Annotated in this window: 21 protein-coding genes; 14 read left to right on the forward strand and 7 right to left on the reverse strand. The window is 66.7% G+C overall.

The features are described from left to right. The first annotated feature begins 10 nt into the window (after positions 1-10). Complete coding sequence (locus C1933_RS07305) at positions 11-1,633, forward strand: FMN-binding glutamate synthase family protein (RefSeq protein ID WP_108752721.1); 1,623 nt, start codon at positions 11-13, stop codon at positions 1,631-1,633. A gap of 84 nt (positions 1,634-1,717) precedes the next feature. Beyond that, on the forward strand, positions 1,718-2,179 hold the full coding sequence (locus C1933_RS07310; protein WP_108752722.1) for a GNAT family N-acetyltransferase: 462 nt from the start codon (positions 1,718-1,720) through the stop codon (positions 2,177-2,179). Positions 2,180-2,310: 131 nt separating this feature from the next. Here C1933_RS07310 and C1933_RS07315 read toward each other — a convergent pair whose 3' ends face one another. Continuing rightward, a complete protein-coding gene (locus C1933_RS07315; RefSeq protein ID WP_108752723.1) occupies positions 2,311-3,558 on the reverse strand; it encodes a TIGR03862 family flavoprotein in 1,248 nt (415 codons plus the stop codon). Further along, positions 3,545-3,979, reverse strand: a complete 435-nt coding sequence (locus C1933_RS07320; protein WP_108749211.1) for an FKBP-type peptidyl-prolyl cis-trans isomerase — start codon at positions 3,977-3,979, stop codon at positions 3,545-3,547. The genes C1933_RS07315 and C1933_RS07320 overlap by 14 nt, the downstream gene beginning before the upstream one ends. Positions 3,980-4,045: 66 nt before the next feature. Here C1933_RS07320 and C1933_RS07325 point away from each other — a divergent pair, with 66 nt between their 5' ends. The 4 genes from C1933_RS07325 to C1933_RS07340 all read left to right on the forward strand — a co-directional run bounded on the left by C1933_RS07325 (position 4,046) and on the right by C1933_RS07340 (position 7,186). Further along, complete coding sequence (locus C1933_RS07325) at positions 4,046-4,411, forward strand: DUF6164 family protein (RefSeq protein ID WP_108752724.1); 366 nt, start codon at positions 4,046-4,048, stop codon at positions 4,409-4,411. Between the two features lie 306 nt (positions 4,412-4,717). Continuing rightward, positions 4,718-5,485: a sulfurtransferase gene (locus C1933_RS07330; protein WP_108752725.1), complete on the forward strand. Its 768-nt coding sequence runs from the start codon at positions 4,718-4,720 to the stop codon at positions 5,483-5,485. 138 nt (positions 5,486-5,623) lie between these two features. Further along, on the forward strand, positions 5,624-6,619 hold the full coding sequence (locus C1933_RS07335) for an LLM class flavin-dependent oxidoreductase (RefSeq protein WP_108752726.1): 996 nt from the start codon (positions 5,624-5,626) through the stop codon (positions 6,617-6,619). A 69-nt stretch (positions 6,620-6,688) separates the two neighbouring features. Then, complete coding sequence (locus C1933_RS07340; RefSeq protein ID WP_108752727.1) at positions 6,689-7,186, forward strand: pyridoxamine 5'-phosphate oxidase family protein; 498 nt, start codon at positions 6,689-6,691, stop codon at positions 7,184-7,186. Between the two features lie 90 nt (positions 7,187-7,276). On the opposite strand, the gene C1933_RS07345 is transcribed toward C1933_RS07340, so the two are convergent. Then, on the reverse strand, positions 7,277-7,936 hold the full coding sequence (locus C1933_RS07345) for an exopolysaccharide biosynthesis protein (protein ID WP_108752728.1): 660 nt from the start codon (positions 7,934-7,936) through the stop codon (positions 7,277-7,279). Beyond that, on the reverse strand, positions 7,920-9,263 hold the full coding sequence (locus C1933_RS07350; protein ID WP_108752729.1) for a hemolysin family protein: 1,344 nt from the start codon (positions 9,261-9,263) through the stop codon (positions 7,920-7,922). Before C1933_RS07350 ends, C1933_RS07345 begins: the two co-directional genes overlap by 17 nt. A 283-nt stretch (positions 9,264-9,546) precedes the next feature. Here C1933_RS07350 and C1933_RS07355 point away from each other — a divergent pair, with 283 nt between their 5' ends. Further along, entirely contained in the window at positions 9,547-10,173 is a 627-nt protein-coding gene (locus tag C1933_RS07355; protein ID WP_079221423.1) for a DUF47 family protein, read from the forward strand. Between the two features lie 13 nt (positions 10,174-10,186). Then, positions 10,187-11,308, forward strand: coding sequence for an inorganic phosphate transporter (locus C1933_RS07360; RefSeq protein ID WP_108752730.1), 1,122 nt, complete (start codon positions 10,187-10,189; stop codon positions 11,306-11,308). Between the two features lie 428 nt (positions 11,309-11,736). On the opposite strand, the gene C1933_RS07365 is transcribed toward C1933_RS07360, so the two are convergent. The 3 genes from C1933_RS07365 to parE all read right to left on the reverse strand — a co-directional run bounded on the left by C1933_RS07365 (position 11,737) and on the right by parE (position 15,985). Further along, positions 11,737-13,230, reverse strand: coding sequence for a S10 family peptidase (locus C1933_RS07365; protein WP_108752731.1), 1,494 nt, complete (start codon positions 13,228-13,230; stop codon positions 11,737-11,739). 121 nt (positions 13,231-13,351) lie between these two features. Further along, complete coding sequence (locus tag C1933_RS07370) at positions 13,352-13,927, reverse strand: GNAT family protein (protein ID WP_108752732.1); 576 nt, start codon at positions 13,925-13,927, stop codon at positions 13,352-13,354. 168 nt (positions 13,928-14,095) lie between these two features. Next, the gene (gene parE / locus C1933_RS07375) at positions 14,096-15,985 is read right to left on the reverse strand and encodes a DNA topoisomerase IV subunit B (RefSeq protein WP_108752733.1); all 1,890 of its coding nucleotides are present in this window, start codon (positions 15,983-15,985) and stop codon (positions 14,096-14,098) included. A gap of 160 nt (positions 15,986-16,145) precedes the next feature. Here parE and C1933_RS07380 point away from each other — a divergent pair, with 160 nt between their 5' ends. From C1933_RS07380 to eno, 6 genes are all read left to right on the forward strand, one after another. Further along, positions 16,146-16,382, forward strand: coding sequence for a hypothetical protein (locus C1933_RS07380; RefSeq protein ID WP_108751520.1), 237 nt, complete (start codon positions 16,146-16,148; stop codon positions 16,380-16,382). Positions 16,383-16,781: 399 nt separating this feature from the next. After that, the gene (locus C1933_RS07385) at positions 16,782-18,446 is read left to right on the forward strand and encodes a CTP synthase (protein WP_108752734.1); all 1,665 of its coding nucleotides are present in this window, start codon (positions 16,782-16,784) and stop codon (positions 18,444-18,446) included. Positions 18,447-18,534: 88 nt separating this feature from the next. Continuing rightward, complete coding sequence (kdsA, locus tag C1933_RS07390) at positions 18,535-19,365, forward strand: 3-deoxy-8-phosphooctulonate synthase (RefSeq protein WP_108749223.1); 831 nt, start codon at positions 18,535-18,537, stop codon at positions 19,363-19,365. After that, positions 19,362-19,718: a hypothetical protein gene (locus C1933_RS07395; protein WP_108752735.1), complete on the forward strand. Its 357-nt coding sequence runs from the start codon at positions 19,362-19,364 to the stop codon at positions 19,716-19,718. Before kdsA ends, C1933_RS07395 begins: the two co-directional genes overlap by 4 nt. Before the next feature lie 31 nt (positions 19,719-19,749). Further along, the gene (locus tag C1933_RS07400; protein WP_234414675.1) at positions 19,750-20,142 is read left to right on the forward strand and encodes a hypothetical protein; all 393 of its coding nucleotides are present in this window, start codon (positions 19,750-19,752) and stop codon (positions 20,140-20,142) included. Between the two features lie 53 nt (positions 20,143-20,195). Beyond that, the gene (gene eno / locus C1933_RS07405; protein ID WP_108752736.1) at positions 20,196-21,488 is read left to right on the forward strand and encodes a phosphopyruvate hydratase; all 1,293 of its coding nucleotides are present in this window, start codon (positions 20,196-20,198) and stop codon (positions 21,486-21,488) included. Positions 21,489-21,492: the final 4 nt, after the last annotated feature.

A 21,492-nucleotide genomic window follows, 5' to 3' on the forward strand; every position in this document is an offset into this window, starting at 1 on the left:
GAGGAACGCCATGCACCGCTACATTGTCTTCGTGCTCGCCATCCTGATGCTTCCGGTCAGTTTGTGGCTGGCGACACTCTGGCCCGCCTGGTACTGGGGCGTTGGCCTGTCCGCGGCGATGGTGGCGCTGGGCTGCTGGGACCTGCTGCAGAAGCGCAGCACGCTGCGCCGCAATTACCCGGTCATGGCCCATTTCCGTTACGGGCTTGAATCGATCGGCCCGGAGATCCGCCAGTACTTCGTGCAGAGCGACCTGGAAGACGTGCCGTTCTCGCGCCAGCAGCGCGCGCTGATCTACCAGCGCGCCAAGAATGAAATGGACACGGTGCCGTTCGGCACCCTGCGCAGCACCTACGCGGTGGATTACGAGTGGATCAACCACTCGCTGGCACCGACCACGATCGGCAAGCATGATTTTCGCGTGCTGATCGGACCGACCTGTGCGAAGCCCTATTCGGCCAGCGTGTTCAATATTTCGGCGATGAGCTTCGGATCGCTGTCGGCCAACGCGATCCGCGCGCTGAACGACGGTGCCCGCCGCGGTGGCTTCTACCACGACACCGGCGAAGGTTCGATTTCGCCCTACCACCGCGAAATGGGCGGGGACCTGGTCTGGGAGATCGGTTCGGGCTATTTCGGCTGCCGCGACGAGAAGGGCAGCTTCAGCGAAGAGCGCTTCGTCGCCAACGCCACCCACGATCAGGTGAAGATGATCGAGATCAAGCTGTCCCAGGGCGCCAAGCCCGGACACGGCGGCGTGTTGCCGGCACCGAAGGTCACCGCTGAGATTTCCGCCACCCGCGGCGTGCCGATGGGCGTGGACTGTGTGTCACCTTCGCGCCATTCGGCGTTTTCCACACCGGTGGAACTGCTGCAGTTCGTTGCCCGCCTGCGCGAGCTGTCCGGCGGCAAGCCGGTGGGCTTCAAGCTGGCCATCGGCCATCCCTGGGAATGGTTCGGCATCGCCAAGGCCATGCACGAAACCGGCCTACGCCCTGATTTCATCGTGGTGGACGGCGCCGAGGGCGGCACCGGCGCGGCACCGGCCGAGTTCGTCGATCACGTGGGCGTGCCCATGCACGAAGCGCTGCTGCTGGTGCACAACACGTTGGTTGGGCTGGACCTGCGCGAACACATCCGCATTGGTGCGGCCGGCAAGATCACCAGCGCGTTCGACATCGCGCGCACCATTGCGCTGGGCGCGGACTGGTGCAACGCCGGCCGCGGCTTCATGTTCGCGCTGGGCTGCATCCAGTCCCTGAGCTGCCACACCGACAAATGCCCGACCGGCATCGCCACCCAGAACCCGGCGCGCTGGAAGCACCTGGATGCACCGGACAAGGCCACGCGCGTGTACAGCTACCACGAGCACACGCTGCACGCGTTGAAGGAACTGCTGTGTGCTGCTGGGTTGAATGACCCGGCAGAGTTGGGGCCGGAGCACATCCTGCGTCGCGTGTCGCCGGTCGAGATCCGTTCGCTGGCCACGCTGTACCGCTATCTGGAACCGGGCGAGCTGCTGCACAAAGTGCCCGATCACGCGGTATTCCACGCGTTCTGGGCCGATGCACGCAGCGACTCGTTCCAGCCGCCGGCACGCATCCAGGCGCTGCGCGCCAGCAAATCGCGGTAACCGCGGTTGTAGAGTCGAGCTTGCTCGACTGCTTTTATTGATCGCAATGCAGTCGAGCATGGCTCGACTCTACAAGGACATGCCATGCAGTTCAGAACCGGCACCACCGATGATGTAGCCACGCTGTGGGCGCTGCGCACCCGCTGCGTGCGGGAGACCTGCAGCAGCCACTATCCGCCCGAGGTGATTGCACCGTGGTCGACCTCGCCGCCACCGTCGCAGTATGCGCGGCTGCTGGGGCAGGGCGGCTGCGTGGTCGCTGAGGATGCGCAGGGCACATTGCTGGGGTTTGGCGTGTTCGACAGCGACGCCAACGAGGTCGACGCGTTGTTCGTGGATCCCGGCCGCGGCGGGCAAGGTATTGGCCAGGCGCTGATGCAGCGGTTGCTGGCGATGGCCGATCCCACCCGTGAGGTGGTGCTGTCGGCCTCGTTGAACGCCGTAGCGTTCTACCAGCGGCAGGGCTTCGTGGCCGACCGGGAGGAGCTGTACCCGCACCCCAGCGGCGTAGCCCTGGCCTCGGTGCGCATGCACCGCCCCGTGTAGAGTCGAGCTTGATCGACTGCTTTTCCGCCCTTGTAGAGTCGAGCCATGCTCGACTGCTTTTCCTTGTAGAGTCGAGCCATGCTCGACTGTTTTTCCATCAGTCGAGCAAGCTCGACTCTACAAACGCCGGGTCAGCGCGCTGCCAGCCACGCCACCACGCCTTCAGCGGCGCGCAACCCGCTGGCGTAGCACGCGGTCAGCAGGTAGCCGCCGGTCGGCGCTTCCCAGTCCAGCATCTCGCCGGCGCAGAACACGCCGGGCAGGGCACTGAGCATCAGCTGGTTGTCCATGGCCTGCAGCCGCACACCGCCGGCGGTGCTGATCACTTCGGCCATCGGTCGCGGCCGCAGCAGACGCAGGGGCAGTCGCTTGAGCGTTGCTGCCACGGCCGGCAGATCGTTGCCTGCGTCCTTGCCCAGGTGCTCGAACACCAGCGCAGCCTTCACCGCATCCAGGCCGGCCTGGCGGCGCAGGTGTTCACCGAAGCTGCGGCCTTTGCGTGGCCGTGACAGGTCGGCCAGCAGGCGCGCCTCGTCGCGGCCGGGTACAAGATCCAGCGCCAGCACGGCGTGGCCATCGCGGTTGATGGTGTCGCGCAGATCGGCAGCCAGCGCGTAGACCAGGCTGCCTTCGATGCCATAGCTGCTGGCCACGCACTCACCCTGCAGCGATTGCGGCCGACCCTGCAGATCGGTCCAGTGGGCCACCACCGGCTTGAGCGGGGCGCCGGCATGGCGCTGGACGAAATGCGGGCTCCAGTCCACGTCGAATCCACAGTTGGCCGACTGCAGCGGCGCGACATCCACGCCGCGCGCCTGCAGTGGCGCCACCCAGGCGCCATCGCTGCCCAGCTGCGGCCAGCTGCCGCCGCCCAGGGCCAGTACCGTGGCATCGGCGTGTACGCGCACCTCGCCGTGTTCGTTGGCGAACTGCAGGGCACCGTCATCGGCCCAGCCGGTCCAGCGATGATTGACGTGCAGGCGCACGCCCTGTTCCTTCAGGCGCCGTACCCAGCCGCGCAGCAGCGGGGCCGCCTTGCGGTCCACCGGGAACACCCGGCCGGAACTGCCGACGTAGGTGTCCACGCCGAACCCCGCGGCCCAGTCGCGCAGCGCCTGTGCATCGAAGCCGTCCAGCCAGTCACCCACGGCGGCGCTGTGTTCGCGGTAACGGCTGTCGAACAACGGCCGTTCGTCGGAATGGGTCAGGTTCAGCCCGCCCTTGCCGGCAATCAGGAACTTGCGGCCGGGCGAGCCCTTGGCCTCGTACAGATCGACCTCCAAGCCGGCCGCGCGCAGGCGCTCGGCGGCGAACAGGCCAGCCGGGCCGCCGCCGACCACGGCGACGCGGCGCGGCGGTTGCAGATCAGGGTTGGACATCGAGCAGCTCGACGTCGAACACCAGCGAAGAGCCGGCCGGGATCGGGCCGACGCCACGGTCGCCATAGCCATACTCCGGCGGGATCATCAGGGTGCGCTTGCCGCCTACCTTCATGCCGGCCACGCCTTCGTCCCAGCCACGGATGACCTGGCCGGCGCCGAGCGCGAAGACGAAGGGCTGGCCGCGACCGACCGAGCTGTCGAAGGTCTTGCCGTGCTTGTTCTCGGTGCGGTTGTCGTAGATCCAGCCGGTGTAGTGCACGGTTACTTTCTGCCCGGGCACGGCTTCGGCGCCGGTTCCCACCTGGGTATCGATGCGTTCGAAGGTGGTCAGGGTGCCGCCCGGGGGCGGGCCGGCGGGTTCGGACGAACAACCGGCGGCAACAAGGGACAGCAGCAGGGGAAGCAGCAGGCGGCGCATCGGGCGTCTCCGTAGGGTGTTCGCGGGCGGCAAGGGTAGCGCATCGGTGCCGGGTATCATGGTGGCATGGCCAAACTTCTGCTCAACCTGCGCAATGTCGGCGACGACGAGTACGCCGATGTGTGCGCCCTGCTGGACCAGCACGGCATCGCCTGGTATCGCACCGAACCCAGCCCCTGGGGCATTTCCAATGGCGGCCTGTGGCTGCGCGATGATGCGGACCAGCCGCGCGCCAAGGCCCTGATGGCCGATTACCAGGCCGAGCGGGCGCCGCGCATCCGTGCCGAGCGCGAGCAGGCGCTGCGCGATGGCACGGCCGAAACCTTCGGCAGCCTGCTGCGGCGGCGGCCACTGTTCGTGGTGCTGGTGCTGATGGGGATGGCGGGTGCGGCGGCGCTGGTGCTGCTGCCGTTCATGCTGCTGCGGGGGTAGGGGGCTGTTGCGGCCGGGTTGCACCCGGCACCCGCCGAAGCAACGTCAACGTAAACGTCAAAAGCGGGTTTTCCGTGAACGGGCAGGGCGGTGGGGGCAGGCGGGGGACGGCAAGAGCTGCTCCTGCGTGCCTCGTAGAGCGCCATCCATGGCGCTCTGCGCCCCCGCCTGCCCCCACCGCCCCGCCTCTGACAGGTTCACTCGGCTGTTGGTAGGTGTCGACCTTGGTCGACACAGTGGATCCACGCCATGCGTGGATGAACGGGTAAATCTGATCCTGGGGCGGTCTGGCGGTAAAATGGCGGAATGATCGCCAATACCGCTGCCTACCATTTCGCCGTCATCGACGCCCCCCAGGCCCTGTGCGACCAGCTGCTGGCGCGTGCCGAGGCGGCGGCGCTGCGTGGCACGATCCTGGTGGCGGGCGAGGGGCTGAACCTGTTCCTGGCCGGGGCGCCGCAGGCGGTGCAGGGCTTCTACGCGGAACTGCACGCCGATGCGCGCTTTGCCGACATGCGGGTCAAGACCAGCTTCAGCGAACACCAGCCGTTCGCGCGGCTCAAGGCCAAGGTGAAGGACGAGATCATCAGCTTCCGGCGCGACGATGGCCAGCCGCTGGCGTACCCGCGTGCGCCGGCGGTCGATCCGGCCACGGTGCAGCGCTGGCTGCGCCAGGGCCACGACGATGCCGGCAAGCCGGTGGTGATGCTCGATACGCGCAACCTGCAGGAGGTGGCCCATGGCACCTTCAAGGATGCACTGGTGCTGCCCATCGAGAAGTTCACCGATCTGCCTGAAGCGCTGGCGCCGCATCGGCAGGCGCTGCAGGACAGCACGGTGGTGAGCTTCTGCACCGGGGGCATCCGTTGCGAAAAGGCGGCGCTGTGGATGGTCAACGATGGCATGGACAATGTCCTGCAGCTCGATGGCGGCATCCTGGGCTACTTCGAGGAGGTCGGTGGCGAAGGCTATGAGGGTCGCTGCTTCGTCTTCGACGAGCGCGTGGCGCTGGATGCCGAGTTGAAACCGCTGGTCGACCAGCCGCTGCCCGAGCCGCGCCCCAGCGCGTTCTGATCCGCCCTTGAGGTCGCGCCGGGACCTGCCCGGCGCGCGCTGAACCGGTCCGGCAGGAATCAGCATTCCGCCACCGTCACTGGCCGTGGCGCCGTCGCGACCCCATGCATGGGGAATCCTGTGACGGAAAACCCCCTGATGATCCCGTTGTCGATCCTCGACCTGGCCCCGGTCTGCGAGGGCAGTGATACCACCGCCGCCTTCGCCAACATGCTGGAACTGGCCCAGCATGCCGATGCGCTGGGCTACCGCCGCTACTGGCTGGCCGAACACCACAACATGCCGGGCATCGCCAGCGCCGCCACCGCGGTGCTGATCGGCCACGTGGCCGGAGGCACGCGGCGCATCCGCGTCGGCGCCGGCGGCATCATGCTGCCCAACCACGCGCCGCTGCAGGTGGCCGAGCAGTTCGGCACGCTGGCGTCGCTGTACCCGGACCGCATCGATCTGGGCCTGGGCCGTGCGCCGGGCACCGACCAGCCCACTGCGCGTGCACTGCGCCGGTATTTCGACAGTGCCGACCAGTTCCCGCAGGACGTGCGCGAAGTGCTGCATTACTTCGAACCGGTGCAGGCCGGGCAGGCGGTGCAGGCAGTGCCCGGCGGCGGTCTGCGGGTGCCGACCTGGATCCTCGGTTCCAGCCTGTTCGGTGCGCGCCTGGCCGCCTCCATGGGGCTGCCGTACGCGTTCGCCTCGCACTTCGCGCCCGATGCGATGGATGAAGCGCTGGCCGTCTACCGCCGTGAGTTCCGGCCCTCGGCCACGCTGAAGCAGCCGCACGCCATGCTGGCGCTGAACGTCGTGGCCAGCGACAGCGAAGCCGAGTCGCGCCGGCTGTTCACCAGCCAGCAGCAGAGCTTCGTCAATCTGCGCCGGGGCCGCCCGGGCCGCATTCCCGCGCCGATCGACGACATCGACAGCTTCTGGGAGCCGCATGAAAAGCTGGGTGTGGAACGCGCCCTGGCCTGCACCGTGCTGGGCGATGCGCAGCAGGTGGGCGAGGGTATCGCCGCCTTCGTCGACCGCCACGCGCCGGACGAACTGCTGCTGACCGCCAACCTGTACGACCACCGCGCGCGCCTGCGTTCGTTCGAACTGACCATGCAGGCCTGGCACGCCCGCCACGCCGGCTGAACGTTTGCGTCACGGCGCATTGCAGGGCGACGCGCTCTGATGGGGGCTCCTGATTCCGGAGCCCCTTCCATGACCGATACCCGTGCCGAGCACATCGCCCAGTTGTCCGAATTGATCAAGGACGTGGAGGTGGCGATGTTCACCACCACCGGCGTGGACGGTCGGCTGTACAGCCGGCCGCTGGGCACCCAGCAGGTCGATTTCGACGGCGACCTGTGGTTCGCCACCGCCGCCGACAGCCCCAAGGTGGCCGAGATCGCCTTGAACCCGCGGGTCAACGTGGCCTATGCCTCGACGTCGAAGAACACCTATGTGTCGGTGTCCGGGCGGGCGCGCATCGTCGATGACCGGGCGCGAATCGAGGCGCTGTGGTCGCCGGCGATGAAGCTGTTCTTCCCTGGCGGCAAGGATGATCCGAACCTGCGCCTGATCCAGGTACGTGCGGAGAGCGCCGAGTACTGGGAAGGCCCAGGCACGCTGCTGGGCAAGGCGTTGAGCTTCGTGTTGTCGGCAGTGCAGGATGATCCGTCGCAGTTGGGCGATAACGGGTTCATTGATCTGCGGTGAGGCACCCCGCCGGGCCGTTCCATCCACGCATGGCCCGGCGCCACGGGGCGGGTAGATCCACGCCATGCGTGGATGCGGCGTCTCCGGCGCTCAGAACCAGCGCTGGAACAGGTCGGCGGTGTAACCGACCAGCTGGCCGGAACTGAAACCGAAGAAGGCCACCGCCACCACGCCGCCAATCCAGTTGAACAGCATCAGCGCGCCATCGCGTTCCAGCAACGCCAGCGAGAACAGCAGCAGCTGGAACCCGAACAGGTAGTTGGTGAACGGGATCGGCAGCGACAGCAGCAGCCCCAGCAGGACCAGCAGCAGACCGGTGAAGGCGTGTGCCGGCGCTGGCGCCACACACTGCGGCATGCGCGGCTTCAGCATGCGGTCCAGCCGTCGCAGCGGCCGATCGATGCGGTCCAGGAACCGGTGCATGGTGCCGCGGCGGGGCCCGCGGCGGGCGATGAAGCCCGGCAGCCAGGGCTTGCGCATGCAGAACAGCATCTGCAGCCCGATCAGGATGACCAGCGGCCCGCTGACCGCGCCGCCCAGCCCCGGGATGGGGATGAAGGCCGGCAGGATGGCCACGAACAGGAATACGCCGAACGCGCTCTGCTGCAGGTCCTGCAGGATCTGGCCCAGCTTCATGTGCTGGGCCGGATCACCGAATTCGAACATCGCCAGCAGGGTGCGGATGCCCTCGTTGCGATAGCTCGGGCGCTCGTCGCCCGCGCCGTGGCCTGGGTCAGGCGGTGAGCTCATCGGCCTGCTCGTCCGACAGGGTGCGCAGCAGCAGCTTGTCCACGCGGGCACCGTCCAGGTCGACGACTTCAAAGCGCCAGCCAGCCCAATCGAAGTACTCGCCCGCATGCGGGATGCGGCCGAAGTAGTGGATGCACATGCCGGCCAGCGTGTAGTAATCGCCTTCCTCGGCATCGGGCAGCTCGTTGCTGCCGATCAGTTCGCGCAGGTCCTCGATCGGCAACGAACCATCCACCAGCAGCGAGCCGTCTTCGCGGGTCACCACCAGCGCATCCTCGTCGGCGTTCTCCACCGCCTGCAGGCGGCCGACCACCGCACCCATCAAGTCGCTGATGGTCACCAGGCCCTGGATTTCACCGTATTCGTCCACCACCAGCGCCATCGACTGCTGTTCCTCGCGGAAGATTTCCAGCAGCTTCATCGCATGGGTCGACTCGGACACATACAGCGCCTCGCGCAGGGTCTGGAACAGCGCGTTGTCGCCACGTGCCATGCGGGTGGCCAGCGATTTCAGTTCCAGCACGCCGACCACGTCCTGGTCGTTGTCGCGGAACACCGGATAGCGCGAGAACTCGTGCTCGGCCATGATTTCCAGGTTGCGCTCCAGGCCGGCCTGGGTGTCCAGCCAGGCAATGCGGTTGCGCGGGGTCATCAGGCTGTCGGCGGTGCGGTCACCCAGGCGCATCACGCGGTTCATCATGTCGCGCTCGTGGGCGTCGATCACGCCGGCTTCGTGGCTCTCGGCCACCAGCATGCGGATTTCTTCTTCGGTGACCGAGGCAGCTTCGTCCTTGCCCAGGCCCAGCAGGCGCAGCACCAGACGGGTCGAATGGGACAGCAGCCAGACCGCCGGGAATGCGATGCGGGCCAGCCAGCCCATCGGCAGGGCCACCATGCCGGCAATGTCTTCGGAACGGGTGATGGCCAGGCGCTTGGGCACCAGCTCGCCGAAGATCAGGGTCAGGAAGGTGATCAGCGCGACGGCCAGCGTCTTGCCAATGAGATTGGCCAGCGACTGCGGCTCACCAAACAGGGTGATGGGGTCGGCCAGGGAGGGGAACATCGCCTGCAGGTGGTGGGCGATGCTGCTGCCAATGGCTTCACCACCGTAGACGCCGGTCAGGATGCCGCCCAGGGTGATGCCGATCTGGACGGTGGACAGGAAATTCTCGGGCTTCTCGGACAGTTCAAGCGCCTTGGCTGCGCGCTTGGAGGTGCTGGCCATCTGCTTCAGGCGGCTCTTGCGCGAGGTCATGACCGACATTTCGGACATGGCGAAAAAGCCGTTGAAGACAATCAGGGCCAGGACAATCAGGATCTCAAACACGGGCGTCGTCCCCGGTTGGTGGCAGGGAGGGCGGGTGCTTGCGGTGGCGGCTGGCGCTCAGGAACGGGGTCCGGCGCGGCGCGGGGGGATAAGGGTCGTCGTCCATAAGGTGCGCCCGGGGGCGCGCTGGCATCTTAGCAAAGGGGCGTGGCGGGATGGCAACTGCCTGTTCAGGTTGGGGGTTTTCCACCCCCCGAAGCGGGCGGGTATACCCGTGATGGTCATCTAGCCGTCATAATTCCCTCTGGTGCCGTCCTTCCCGCGACGGCTGACAGGTTTCTCAATGTTCTCTCTGCAGACCATTTTCGGTTCCGGCAAACAGTTCTACACCCTGCTTGATGAGGCTGCCGTCGCGGCCAACGATGCCGCCAAGGCGCTGCATTCCATGCTGCGCGAGGCCGACCGCCAGCCGGCGCTGGACGCCTTCAAGCTGGCCCGCCTGCGCGAGCGCGCGGCGTCGGACAAGATCAGCCAGGCGCTGGTGGACAGCTTCATGACCCCCATCGAGCGCGAAGACATCGAAGCGCTGGGCTCGGCCCTGTACAAGATTCCCAAGCAGATCGAGAAGTTCGCCGATCGCTATTCGCTGGCCACCACCCACCTGGAACACATCGACTTCGCGCCGCGCGCGGCGATGCTGGAACAGGCCGCCGGTGTGGTCGTGGAAATGGTGGCCGACCTGCGCCACATGAACCTGGACCGCATGACCGCGCTGAACGAGAAGCTGCGTTCGCTGGAAAACGAAGCCGACCGCCTGATGCTGGAGCTGTACCGCGACATCTACTCCGGTCGCCTGGACAACCTGCAGATGTTCCTGCTGAAGGAATTCTTCGAGATCCTGGAAAAGGCCATCGACCGTTGCCGCGAGGCCGGCGTGGTGGCGTACCAGATCGTGTTGAAGAACAGCTGACGGACGCCGCCGCATGTTGACCCTTGTCCTGGTGGTGATCCTGGCCGCGCTCGTCTTCGAGTTCATCAACGGCTTCCACGACACCGCCAATTCCATTGCCACCGTGGTGGCGACCAAGGTGCTCTCGCCCGGCTGGGCGGTGATGCTGGCCGCCTTCATGAACCTCATCGGCGCGCTGACCGGTACCGCGGTGGCGCTGACCATCGCCTCGGGCCTGCTCAACACCAACGTGGTCGATGTCACCCCGCAGGTGATCCTGTGCGCCCTGCTGGGCGGCATCATCTGGAACCTGATCACCTGGTGGAAGGGCCTGCCGTCCTCGTCCTCGCACGCGCTGATCGGCGGCCTGTGCGGCGCCGGCCTGGCGGCCGCCCACAACAACTGGGATGCGCTGATCTGGTCCGAGCGCCTGGGCAGCTGGGCGCAGAACAAGGGCCTGCTGTGGAAGGTGTTCGTGCCGATGATCACCTCGCCGATCGCCGGCTTCCTGCTGGGCATCGTGGTGATGGTGCTGCTGTGGGGCCTGATCGCCGGCCTGGCCAAGATCGGCGGTGCCATCGGCCGCCTGGCCCGTCCGCGCATCGTCAACGCGTTCTTCGGCAAGGCGCAGATCGCCTCGGCGGCCTACATGGGCTTCGCCCACGGCCACAACGACGCGCAGAAGACCATGGGCATCATCGCCATGACCCTGATCGGCGCTGAAGCCACCGGCGCGCTGGACAACCTGCCGTCGTGGCTGGCCTTCATGCACCCCGATGCCAGCGCCGGCGACGGCATTGCCATGTGGATTGTGCTGACCTGTGCGGTGGTGATGGCTGCCGGTACCGCCTCGGGCGGCTGGAAGATCATCAAGACCCTGGGCCACAAGATGGTCAAGCTGCACCCGATCCACGGCTTCGCCGCGGAGACCAGCTCGGCCACCATCCTGACCCTGGCCGCCCACTTCGGCATGCCGGTCTCGACCACCCACAGCATCTCCACCGCGATCATGGGCGTGGGCTTTGCCAAGAACCCGCGTTCGCTGAAGTTCGGCGTGATCGAACGCATCGTCTGGGCCTGGATCCTGACCATCCCGGCAGCCGGTGGCTGTGCGTACCTGATCCTGAAGCTGTTCGAGCTGGCCGGCTGGACCTGATGCCGGCAGCCTGAGGGTCAGAGCCCTTTCCCTGCGGGACATGGATCTGACCCCCGGAAACAGAAAAAGCCCGCCGGATTCCGGCGGGCTTTTTCATGGGCGAAACCATTCTCCTGCACCCATCGTGTCGACCAAGGTCGACACCTACCAGAGCAGAACCAGGGTCAGAGCCCGTGCCGACCAACGGTCGGCACCCACCAACAGCAGACGGTCGGCACCCACCAGCAGCGCCATGAACCTGTCAGCGGCGGGGTGGGGTGGGCAGGCGGGGGCGCAGAGCGCCATGGATGGCGCTCTACGAGGCACGCAGGAGCGGTTTTTGCCGTCCCCCGCCTGCCCACCCCATCCCGCCCCCCCCCGAGATGCAGGCTTTTGCCGTTGCCGTTGCCTTCAGCGGGTGCCGGGCCGCAGGCCCGGCCGGAACCCACTCAGTTGCGCTGGAACAGGGCCTGCACATCGCGACGGAACGCGGCCTGGCTGTCCGCCCGGCTGTAGAACATGTGCCCGCCCGGATAGCTGCGCACCTGCACCCGGTCCGGGTTGCTGCCCATCGTCGGCATCTGGTCCACCGTCAGGATCGAACCCATGAACGGGCACGACAGATCGTTCCAGCCATGCACGATCAGCACCTGCAGGTGCGGGTCGATCGCCACCGCCTGGCGCAGCTGGGTCACCGCCCCCTGGCGCAGGTCGCCATTGCGGTCCCACAGCCGGTTCACCTCGTAGTTCAGTGCCTGGTAGCGCGCATCCACCTTCCAGCCCACCACGCGGGTCACGAAGTCGACCATGGCCGTGGTGGTCGGCGCGATGATGCTGTCCAGCAGCGGGTCGTTGGCGCGCTGCTCAGGATCATTCGGGAACGGATCGAACGCGGTCACGTTGGAATCGTAGCGGCTGCCCAGCGTGCCCTTGTCACGGAACACTTCGCGCAGGTACGCCTGCGTTTCCAGTCGACCACCGGCACGGCGCACGAACTGCGGGTCCAGCCCGGTCAGCTCGCTCACCCTGCGCAGCATCGCTTCGGTGGCCTGCGGATCGCTGCGGCCCTTCATCAGCGCGGTGGCATAGTCGCCGCGGGTGTATTCGACCACCTCGCGCATGGCCGCATCGGTCAGCTTGCCCTGGCGTTCCAGGTGCGCGGCGGCAATGGAGGGCAGGGTCTGCATCCACGCCATCGGCGAGACATCGGCGTTGTCTTCCAGGGTCGGGCTCAGGTAGGGCGACACCAGTACCAGGCCGTTCATCGCCACGCCCAGCCGGGTCTGCAGGTAGTGGGTGATGCGCGGGCCGCGGTAGCCACCGTAACTTTCACCGGTCAGGTACTTGCGCGAGCCCATGCGCTGGTTGCGCAGCAGCCAGTCGTAGATGGTGCGTGACAGGTACTCGACGTCGGCGCTGGGGGTGTACAGCTGCTTCTTCGCCTCGTCGTCGCCGATGCGCGCGCGGCTGAAGCCGGTGCCCACCGGATCGATGAACACCAGGTCGGTGAAGTCCAGCCAGGTGCCGGGGTTGTCATGCAGGGTGGCCGGTGCCGATGCACTGTCGCCTTCCGAACCGAAGGTGACCACCTTCGGGCCGATCGCACCCAGGTTGAGGTACACCGACGATGCGCCGGGGCCGCCGTTGAGGGCGAAGGTGACCGGGCGGTCCTTGCCGGGCATCGTGTAGGCGGTGAACACCACATCGGCAATCACCTTGCCCTTGTCATCGCGTACCGGCAGGGTGCCGACGCTGGCGGTGTAATCCAGCGTGCGACCGCCCAGGCGCATGCTCTGCCGCACCGACGCATCGGCGGGCAGGGCCGCAGCTTCGGTGGCAGGGGCCTTGGTTTCGGCGGCGTCGGCAGCAGGCGCCGCCAGGGCGCTGGCAGGGGCAACAAGCAGGCCGACGCAGAGCGCGGCAGTGTGCAGCAGGAACTTCATGGCACCAGAGCGGTAGCGGAAGGGGACTGCGATGCTAGGTCGCCACGCCGCGCGCGGTATGTGTCCAAAGGCATGGCCCGGCCGCGCACGCCGTTGCGGCCAAGGTTGCGGCCAGATTAGGTCAAGCCGGTCGCGGGGCGCGGTCGTCGTCGGCCAGCAGGCCGTACACCACCGAATCGGCCAGTTCGCCCTGGATGCGCCAGCGCTGCCGCAGCAGGCCTTCGCGGGCGAAGCCCAGTCGTTCCAGCACGTGCGCCGAGGGCGCATTGCGCGGATCGAGCTCGGCTTCCACGCGATGCAGCCGCAGTGTCTGGAACAGGTAATCCAGCAGCCGCTGCAGCGCTTCATGCATGTAGCCCTGGCCCTGCTGCGCCGGTGCCAGCAGGTAGCCAATCTCGGCCCGCTGCGCATCACGGTCCAGTGCGAACACCACGCAGATGCCCAGCAGCGGGCCATCGATCGATTCGCGCACGGCCAGCTTCAGCTGGGTGCCGGTGGCCTGTGCGGCCAGGTCATCGTCTATCTGCGCACGCGCTTCGGCCGGGCGGGTCCAGGCCGGGTGGTTCCACCAGCGCATCACTTCGGCATCGGACTGCAGGGCGTAGAGCGCGGCGGCGTCGTCGCGGCGGATCGGGCTCAGGACCAGGCGTGCGCTGTGCAGCGGCAGGCCCGGGAACAGCAGCGAGTGGCTGGGCAATACAGTGGTCCGCGCGGGTGAACGCGCATTATCGCGCTGCCGGCTTTGCCGATGGCGGCGGAAGGGCGGGGTCGGATCCCTTTCCGCAGGAAAGGGTTCTGACCCCATCGCCAGGAAGCAGGGGTCGGAGCCCGTTGCTGCGCAACCGGATCCGACCCCGCGCTGGAATCAGGCTTCCAGCGAAGCCAGGTCGCCCTTGCTTTCCAGCCAGCCCTTGCGATCGCTCGCGCGCTTCTTGGCCAGCAGCATGTCCATCAGCGAGCGGGTCTGCTCGCCATCGTCCACGGTCAACTGCACCAACCGGCGCGTATCGGGGTGGATGGTGGATTCACGCAGCTGCGGCGGATTCATTTCACCCAGGCCCTTGAAGCGGGTCACGTTCACCGCGCCCTTGATCTTCTCGCGCTCGATCTTGTCCAGCATGGAACGCTTCTCTTCCTCGTCCAGCGCGTAAAACACCTGCTTGCCCACGTCGATGCGGAACAGCGGCGGCATCGCCACGAACACGTGGCCGGCATCGACCAGCGCCGGGAAGTGCTTAAGGAACAGCGCGGTCAGCAGGGTGGCGATGTGCAGGCCATCGGAGTCGGCGTCGGCCAGGATCACCACCTTGCCGTAGCGCAGGCCGCTGATGTCATCCTTGCCCGGGTCACAGCCGATGGCGATGGCCAGGTTGTGCACTTCTTCCGAGGCCAGCACGCTGTTGGACGACACTTCCCAAGTGTTCAGGATCTTGCCACGCAGCGGCATGATCGCCTGGAAATCCTTGTCGCGCGCCTGCTTGGCACTGCCGCCTGCCGAATCACCTTCCACCAGGAACAGTTCGGTGCGCGACAGGTCCTGGCTGATGCAGTCGGCCAGCTTGCCGGGCAGGGCAGGGCCCTGGGTGACCTTCTTGCGCACCACCAGCTTTTCGGTCTTCAGGCGCGCACTGGCGCGTTCGATGGCGATCTGCGCGATCTTTTCGCCCAGCTCCACGTTCTGGTTCAGCAGCAGGCTGAAGGCATCGTGGGCGGCGCCTTCGACGAAGCCGGCGGCCTGGCGCGAGGACAGGCGTTCCTTGGTCTGGCCGCTGAACTGCGGGTCGGTCATCTTCAGCGACAGCACGAAGGACACGCGGTCCCACACGTCTTCCGGGGCCAGCTTGACGCCGCGCGGCAGCAGGTTGCGGAAATCGCAGAACTCGCGCAGCGCCTCGGTCAGGCCGGTACGCAGGCCGTTCACGTGGGTGCCGTGCTGGGCGGTGGGAATCAGGTTGACGTAGCTTTCCTGCACCAGCTCCCCTTCCGGCAGCCAGGCCACGGCCCAGTCCACCACTTCGGTGTCCTTCTTCAGGTTGCCCACGAACAGGTCGGCCGGCAGCGATTCGCGCTCGCCCAGTTCCAGCTTCAGGTAATCGCGCAGGCCGTCTTCGTAGTACCAGGTATCGACTTCGCCGGTGGTCTCGTCGGTCAGCTTCACGGTCAGGCCCGGGCACAGCACGGCCTTGGCGCGCAGCAGGTGCTTGAGCGCGCGCACGGCGAACTTGGGCGTATCGAAGTACTTCGGGTCGGGCCAGAAGCGCACGCGGGTACCGGTGTTCTTCTTGCCCACCGTGCCGACCACTTCCAGCGGGGTGGCGCGGTCGCCGTTGCGGAAGGTGATGCGGTGCTCGGCGCCTTCGCGCTTGATGTGCACTTCCACCAGGGTGGACAGCGCGTTGACCACGCTCACGCCCACGCCGTGCAGGCCGCCGGAGAAGGTGTAGTTGTTGTTGCTGAACTTGCCGCCCGCATGCAGGCGGGTCAGGATCAGCTCCACGCCGGGAATCTTTTCTTCCGGGTGGATGTCCACCGGCATGCCGCGGCCGTCATCGCTGACTTCCACGCTGCCATCCTTGTACAGGGTGATCTCGATGGAGCGGGCATGGCCGGCCAGCGCCTCGTCCACCGAGTTGTCGATCACTTCCTGCGCCAGATGGTTCGGGCGCGCGGTGTCGGTATACATGCCGGGACGGCGCTTGACCGGGTCAAGGCCGGACAGGACTTCAATATCGGCGGCGTTATAGCGGGCGTTCATCTATGTTCGGAAGCTTGGAGCGACGCGCAAGTGTGCGGTCTGGAACGCGATTTTGCACGCCTGCGGTTCAGCCTCGGCCGCCACAAGGGGGTAAAATGGGCATCGCTGGAATCCAGACGCCGGCACCCCCATGTCGAAGCGATACCGCGAGGAGGACTCCATGAAGAAGTTGCTGACCATTGCGATCCTGGCCGCCGCCGCCGTTGCCGTGCCCCTGGTGATGGCGCAGAACGCCGGCCAGCCGGCCCCGCAGCAGAACGACCAGGCCGACAAGGCTGCGCAGTCCGAAGCCGATGCCAAGGCCAAGCGCCGGGCCCAGGCCAATGCCGAAATGAAGGCCAAGGGCCAGCCGGTCCCGCAGCAGGAAGAAGAAGAGGAAGCGCGGAAGAAGCGTTAAGGCTTCCGCCCCCAAGCCCCTTGGTACAAGGGTTCTGTTCCTGAACGCCCCGCATTGCGGGGCGTTTTCTTTTGCCCTTGCCGCCATCTGCCCCTTGGGTTGGCGGCCCTCTATCTGTAAACTATGGCTTTCCGGGAGTAAGTGCGTGTCCACCCTTTGCGAATGGGCTGGAAGGGCCAGGTCTGGCCTCCAGCAATGCGGGTCGCAGGTGACGGTCGAAATGGCCGGCACGGCCGCCCCGACCTCGCACGAAGGTTCCCGCCCGGCGCCTGCCGCCGGCCAGGTCCGCACCTCCCTCGCTGTCCCAGCGAACCGGAAAACCCCCTCTCTGCACCCTGTCTGCCCCCCGGGCAGGCGTGGTGCTGCCGTTTTCCATTTCCAGACAGGATGCTTGCAGCCATGACTCCCTTGATTTTCGTAACCGGCGGCGTGGTGTCCTCGCTCGGCAAAGGCATTGCCGCTGCGTCGCTGGCCGCCATTCTTGAAGCGCGTGGCCTGAAGGTCACGATGATGAAGCTCGACCCGTACATCAACGTGGACCCGGGCACCATGAGCCCGTTCCAGCACGGCGAGGTCTACGTCACCGACGATGGCGCCGAGACCGACCTCGACCTGGGCCATTACGAGCGTTTCGTGCGCACCCGCCTGAGCCGCAAGAACTCGGTCACCACCGGTCGCATCTACGAGAACGTGATCCGCAAGGAGCGCCGCGGCGACTACCTGGGCGCGACCGTGCAGGTCATTCCGCACATCACCGACGAGATCCGCCGCTGCATCGACGAAGCCACCGAGGGCTACGACGTGGCCCTGGTCGAGATCGGCGGCACGGTGGGCGACATCGAATCGCTGCCGTTCCTGGAGGCCATCCGCCAGGTGCGCACCGAGCGTGGCCCGGAGAAGGCCCTGTTCATGCACCTCACCCTGGTGCCCTACATCGGCGCTGCCGGTGAGCTGAAGACCAAGCCGACCCAGCATTCGGTGAAGGAACTGCGCTCGATCGGCATCCAGCCGGACGTGCTGCTGTGCCGTTCCGAGCAGGCCGTGCCCGATTCGGAGCGCCGCAAGATCGCCCAGTTCACCAACGTCTCCGAACGCGCCGTCATCAGCGTGCCGGACGTGGACGTGCTCTATCGCATTCCCTCGGGCCTGCACGCGCAGGGCCTGGACGAGATCGTGGTGAACCAGCTGAAGCTGGCCGACAAGGCCGGCCCGGTGGACCTGTCGATGTGGGAAGACGCCGTCGATGCCACCCTGCACCCGCTGGACGAAGTGACCATCGCCGTGGTCGGCAAGTACGTCGACCACCAGGACGCCTACAAGTCGGTGGGTGAAGCGCTCAAGCATGGTGGCCTGCGCCAGCGCACCAAGGTCAACCTGAAGTGGTTGGAAGCGCAGGACCTGGAAGGCACCGACATGGCCGCCCTGGCCGACGTCGACGGCATTCTGGTGCCGGGCGGCTTCGGTGACCGTGGCTTCGAAGGCAAGGTACTGACCTCGCAGTTCGCGCGCCAGAACAGCGTGCCGTACTTCGGCATCTGCTACGGCATGCAGGCCGCCGTGGTTGACTACGCACGCCACGTGCTGGGCCTGGAGCAGGCCAACAGCACCGAGAACGACCGCCAGTCGCCGGACCCGGTGATCGGCCTGATCACCGAATGGCGCACCGCCACCGGTGATGTCGAAAAGCGCGACGACAAGAGCGACCTGGGCGGCACCATGCGCCTGGGCCTGCAGGAACAGCGCCTGAAGCCGGGCACCCTGGCCCGCGAGCTGTACGGCAAGGACGTGGTGGCCGAGCGCCATCGCCACCGCTACGAGTTCAACAACCGCTACCGCACCCAGCTGGAAGATGCCGGCCTGGTGATCTCGGGCAAGTCGATGGACGACACCCTGGTGGAAGTGGTGGAACTGCCGCGCGATGCGCACCCGTGGTTCCTGGCCTGCCAGGCGCACCCGGAATTCCTGTCCACGCCGCGCGACGGCCACCCGCTGTTCATCGGCTTCATCCGTGCCGCGCGTGAGCGCAAGGCCGGCGGCGCGCTGCTGGCCGAAGCCCGCGCCTGACTTGTGAATGGGGGTTGCGGCCCCCATCCTGCATGCTTCAACCCCAGCGCGCTGGCTTGTACGGCGCGCGGACCAACAAGGAAACGCCATGAAACTGTGTGGATTCGAGGTTGGGCTGGACCAGCCCCTGTTCCTGATCGCTGGACCCTGCGTGATCGAGTCGATGCAGCTGCAGCTCGATACCGCCGGCAAGCTGAAGGAAATCACCGACAAGCTTGGCGTCAACTTCATCTTCAAGTCGAGCTTCGACAAGGCCAACCGTACCTCGGGCACCGCGTTCCGCGGCCCGGGCATGGAAGAAGGCCTGAAGGTGCTGGCCGAAGTGAAGAAGCAGATCGGCGTGCCGGTGCTGACCGACGTGCATGAATACACCCCGATGGACGAAGTGGCCTCGGTGGTGGACGTGCTGCAGACCCCGGCATTCCTGGTCCGCCAGACCGATTTCATCCGCAAGGTGTGCGCCGCCGGCAAGCCGGTCAACATCAAGAAGGGCCAGTTCCTGGCGCCGTGGGACATGAAGCCGGTCGTTGAGAAGGCCAAGTCCACGGGCAACGAGCAGATCATGGTCTGCGAGCGTGGCGCCAGCTTCGGCTACAACAACCTGGTCAGCGACATGCGTTCGCTGGCGGTGATGCGCGACACCGGCTGCCCGGTGGTGTTCGACGCCACCCATTCGGTGCAGCTGCCGGGCGGGCAGGGCACCAGTTCCGGTGGCCAGCGTGAACACGTGCCGGTGCTGGCGCGCGCTGCCGTGGCCGTGGGCATTTCCGGCCTGTTCGCCGAAACCCATCCGGACCCGTCCAAGGCGCTGTCCGACGGTCCCAATGCGTGGCCGCTGGACCAGATGGAAGCGCTGCTCGAGACCCTGATGGAGCTCGATGCGGTGACCAAGAAGCACGGTTTCTCGCGCTTCGCGTGAGTCTGGATCCGTGGGCGGCGCTGGAAGCCCAGCGTCGCCGGCGGCACTGGCGGCAGTGGCCGTGGGGCTGGGTGGCCGTGGCCTTCGGCGTGCTGATGTGGGCGGCGCTGGCCTATGCCGTGCTGCTGGCGGCGGGAAGCATGCGCATGCCCGGCGACGGTGCCGCGCCGCGCTGGCAGCACACGATGGGCTGGGCCTGCCTGAACACGGCGGCCGTGTCGTGCGTGTTGAGCGCGGTCACTACCGTGCTGGGCTGGCGCCTGCGTCGTGCGCGTGGCGCGGCCATGCTGGCAGGCCTGCTGTTGCTTGCTCTGGCGCTGCTGCTTGGCGGGGTCGTGCTGGCCCAGCTGTGATCCTCACCCGGGCGGGGAGCCCATTCACTTCATGAATCCAACATCTTCCGCGCCCGCTTCGCGCCGGCCGTGGCCCTGGGGCCTGTGTGCGCTCGGCCTGGCCGTGCTGGCCTGGGCGGCCCTGGGCGCAGGCCTGCTGGTGTTTCTGTCGGCCATCGGTTCACCTGGCGATGGCAGCCATGCGCTGGAATCGGTACAGGTGGCCCTGTTTGCGGCCATCGGCGTGCTGGCAGTGTCCGCGCTGGGCAGTGGCGTCGCTTCGGTGCTGGCGTGGCGCCTGCGGCGTGGGCGTGGCATGGCCGCGGTGGCGGCGTTGCTGCTGGCCCTGCTGGGCATGATCGTGGCCGTGCCGATGCTGGCGCAGAGCCAGGATCCGGTCGTGATCGGCGACACCATTTGGCAAGCGGCGGGCAGCCGGGGATAATCACGCGGCATTCGTTTTGTCGCCTCCTCTCCTTACAGGTAACCGGCCCGACCATGAGTACGATCCGCAGCATCCACGCCCGTGAAATCCTCGACAGCCGTGGCAACCCCACGCTGGAAGCCGAAGTCATCCTGGAGGACGGTTCGTTCGGTCGTGCCGCAGTCCCCTCCGGCGCCTCGACCGGCACCAAGGAAGCGGTGGAGCTGCGTGACGGCGACAAGACCCGTTACCTGGGCAAGGGCGTACGCAAGGCCGTCGACAACGTCAATGGCGCCATCGCCAACGCGCTGAAGGGCTTCGAAGCCACCGACCAGGCCGGCCTGGACCGTCGCCTGATCGATCTGGACGGCACCGAGAACAAGGGTCGCCTGGGCGCCAACGCGCTGCTGGGTGTTTCCATGGCTGCCGCGCATGCTGCCGCCGCTTCCAGCAAGCAGGCGCTGTGGCAGTACCTGGCCGGCAAGACCGGCGCCACGCCGTCGCTGCCGGTGCCGATGATGAACATCATCAACGGCGGTGCGCATGCCGACAACAATGTCGACTTCCAGGAATTCATGGTGCTGCCGGTTGGCTTCACCTCGTTCTCCGAAGCGCTGCGCGCCGGCACCGAAATCTTCCATTCGCTGAAGTCGGTGCTGAAGGGCCATGGCCTGAGCACCGCCGTGGGCGACGAAGGCGGCTTCGCGCCGGACTTCCGCAGCAACGTCGAAGCGCTGGACACCATCCTGGAAGCCATCGGCAAGGCCGGCTACACCGCCGGTGAAGACGTGCTGCTGGGCCTGGACGTGGCCTCCAGCGAATTCTTCGAGAACGGCAAGTACAACCTGGTGGGCGAGAACAAGCGCCTGACCTCCGAGCAGTTCGTCGACTTCCTGGCCGACTGGGCCGCGCAGTACCCGATCATCACGATTGAAGATGGCCTGGCCGAGAACGACTGGGCCGGCTGGAAGCTGCTGACCGACCGCATCGGCAAGCAGGTGCAGCTGGTGGGCGACGATCTGTTCGTCACCAATCCGCGCATCTTCCAGGAAGGCATCGATTCGGGCACCGCCAACGCGATCCTGATCAAGGTCAACCAGATCGGTACGCTCAGCGAAACCCTGGAAGCGATCGCCATGGCCGACCGTGCCGGCTACGCCGCGGTGGTCTCGCACCGTTCGGGCGAAACCGAAGACACCACCATCGCCGATATCTCCGTTGCCACCACCGCGACCCAGATCAAGACCGGTTCGCTGTGCCGCAGCGATCGCGTGGCCAAGTACAACCAGCTGCTGCGCATCGAGGAAGCCCTCGGTGCCGGCGCGCGTTACGCCGGTCGTGACGCGTTCGTTTCGCTGAAGCGCTGAGCCC

It is taken from the genome of Stenotrophomonas sp. ZAC14D2_NAIMI4_6 (assembly GCF_003086875.1).
Lineage (GTDB): Bacteria > Pseudomonadota > Gammaproteobacteria > Xanthomonadales > Xanthomonadaceae > Stenotrophomonas.

Excerpts from the sequence above, each read along its gene's own strand:
- C1933_RS07305 (WP_108752721.1), top strand. The coding sequence starts at position 11 with ATGCACCGCTACATTGTCTTCGTGCTCGCCATCCTGATGCTTCCGGTC.
- C1933_RS07310 (WP_108752722.1), top strand. The coding sequence starts at position 1,718 with ATGCAGTTCAGAACCGGCACCACCGATGATGTAGCCACGCTGTGGGCG.
- C1933_RS07315 (WP_108752723.1), bottom strand. The coding sequence starts at position 3,558 with ATGTCCAACCCTGATCTGCAACCGCCGCGCCGCGTCGCCGTGGTCGGC.
- C1933_RS07320 (WP_108749211.1), bottom strand. The coding sequence starts at position 3,979 with ATGCGCCGCCTGCTGCTTCCCCTGCTGCTGTCCCTTGTTGCCGCCGGT.
- C1933_RS07325 (WP_108752724.1), top strand. The coding sequence starts at position 4,046 with ATGGCCAAACTTCTGCTCAACCTGCGCAATGTCGGCGACGACGAGTAC.
- C1933_RS07330 (WP_108752725.1), top strand. The coding sequence starts at position 4,718 with ATGATCGCCAATACCGCTGCCTACCATTTCGCCGTCATCGACGCCCCC.
- C1933_RS07335 (WP_108752726.1), top strand. The coding sequence starts at position 5,624 with ATGATCCCGTTGTCGATCCTCGACCTGGCCCCGGTCTGCGAGGGCAGT.
- C1933_RS07340 (WP_108752727.1), top strand. The coding sequence starts at position 6,689 with ATGACCGATACCCGTGCCGAGCACATCGCCCAGTTGTCCGAATTGATC.
- C1933_RS07345 (WP_108752728.1), bottom strand. The coding sequence starts at position 7,936 with ATGAGCTCACCGCCTGACCCAGGCCACGGCGCGGGCGACGAGCGCCCG.
- C1933_RS07355 (WP_079221423.1), top strand. The coding sequence starts at position 9,547 with ATGTTCTCTCTGCAGACCATTTTCGGTTCCGGCAAACAGTTCTACACC.
- C1933_RS07360 (WP_108752730.1), top strand. The coding sequence starts at position 10,187 with ATGTTGACCCTTGTCCTGGTGGTGATCCTGGCCGCGCTCGTCTTCGAG.
- C1933_RS07365 (WP_108752731.1), bottom strand. The coding sequence starts at position 13,230 with ATGAAGTTCCTGCTGCACACTGCCGCGCTCTGCGTCGGCCTGCTTGTT.
- parE (WP_108752733.1), bottom strand. The coding sequence starts at position 15,985 with ATGAACGCCCGCTATAACGCCGCCGATATTGAAGTCCTGTCCGGCCTT.
- C1933_RS07380 (WP_108751520.1), top strand. The coding sequence starts at position 16,146 with ATGAAGAAGTTGCTGACCATTGCGATCCTGGCCGCCGCCGCCGTTGCC.
- C1933_RS07385 (WP_108752734.1), top strand. The coding sequence starts at position 16,782 with ATGACTCCCTTGATTTTCGTAACCGGCGGCGTGGTGTCCTCGCTCGGC.
- kdsA (WP_108749223.1), top strand. The coding sequence starts at position 18,535 with ATGAAACTGTGTGGATTCGAGGTTGGGCTGGACCAGCCCCTGTTCCTG.
- C1933_RS07400 (WP_234414675.1), top strand. The coding sequence starts at position 19,750 with ATGAATCCAACATCTTCCGCGCCCGCTTCGCGCCGGCCGTGGCCCTGG.
- eno (WP_108752736.1), top strand. The coding sequence starts at position 20,196 with ATGAGTACGATCCGCAGCATCCACGCCCGTGAAATCCTCGACAGCCGT.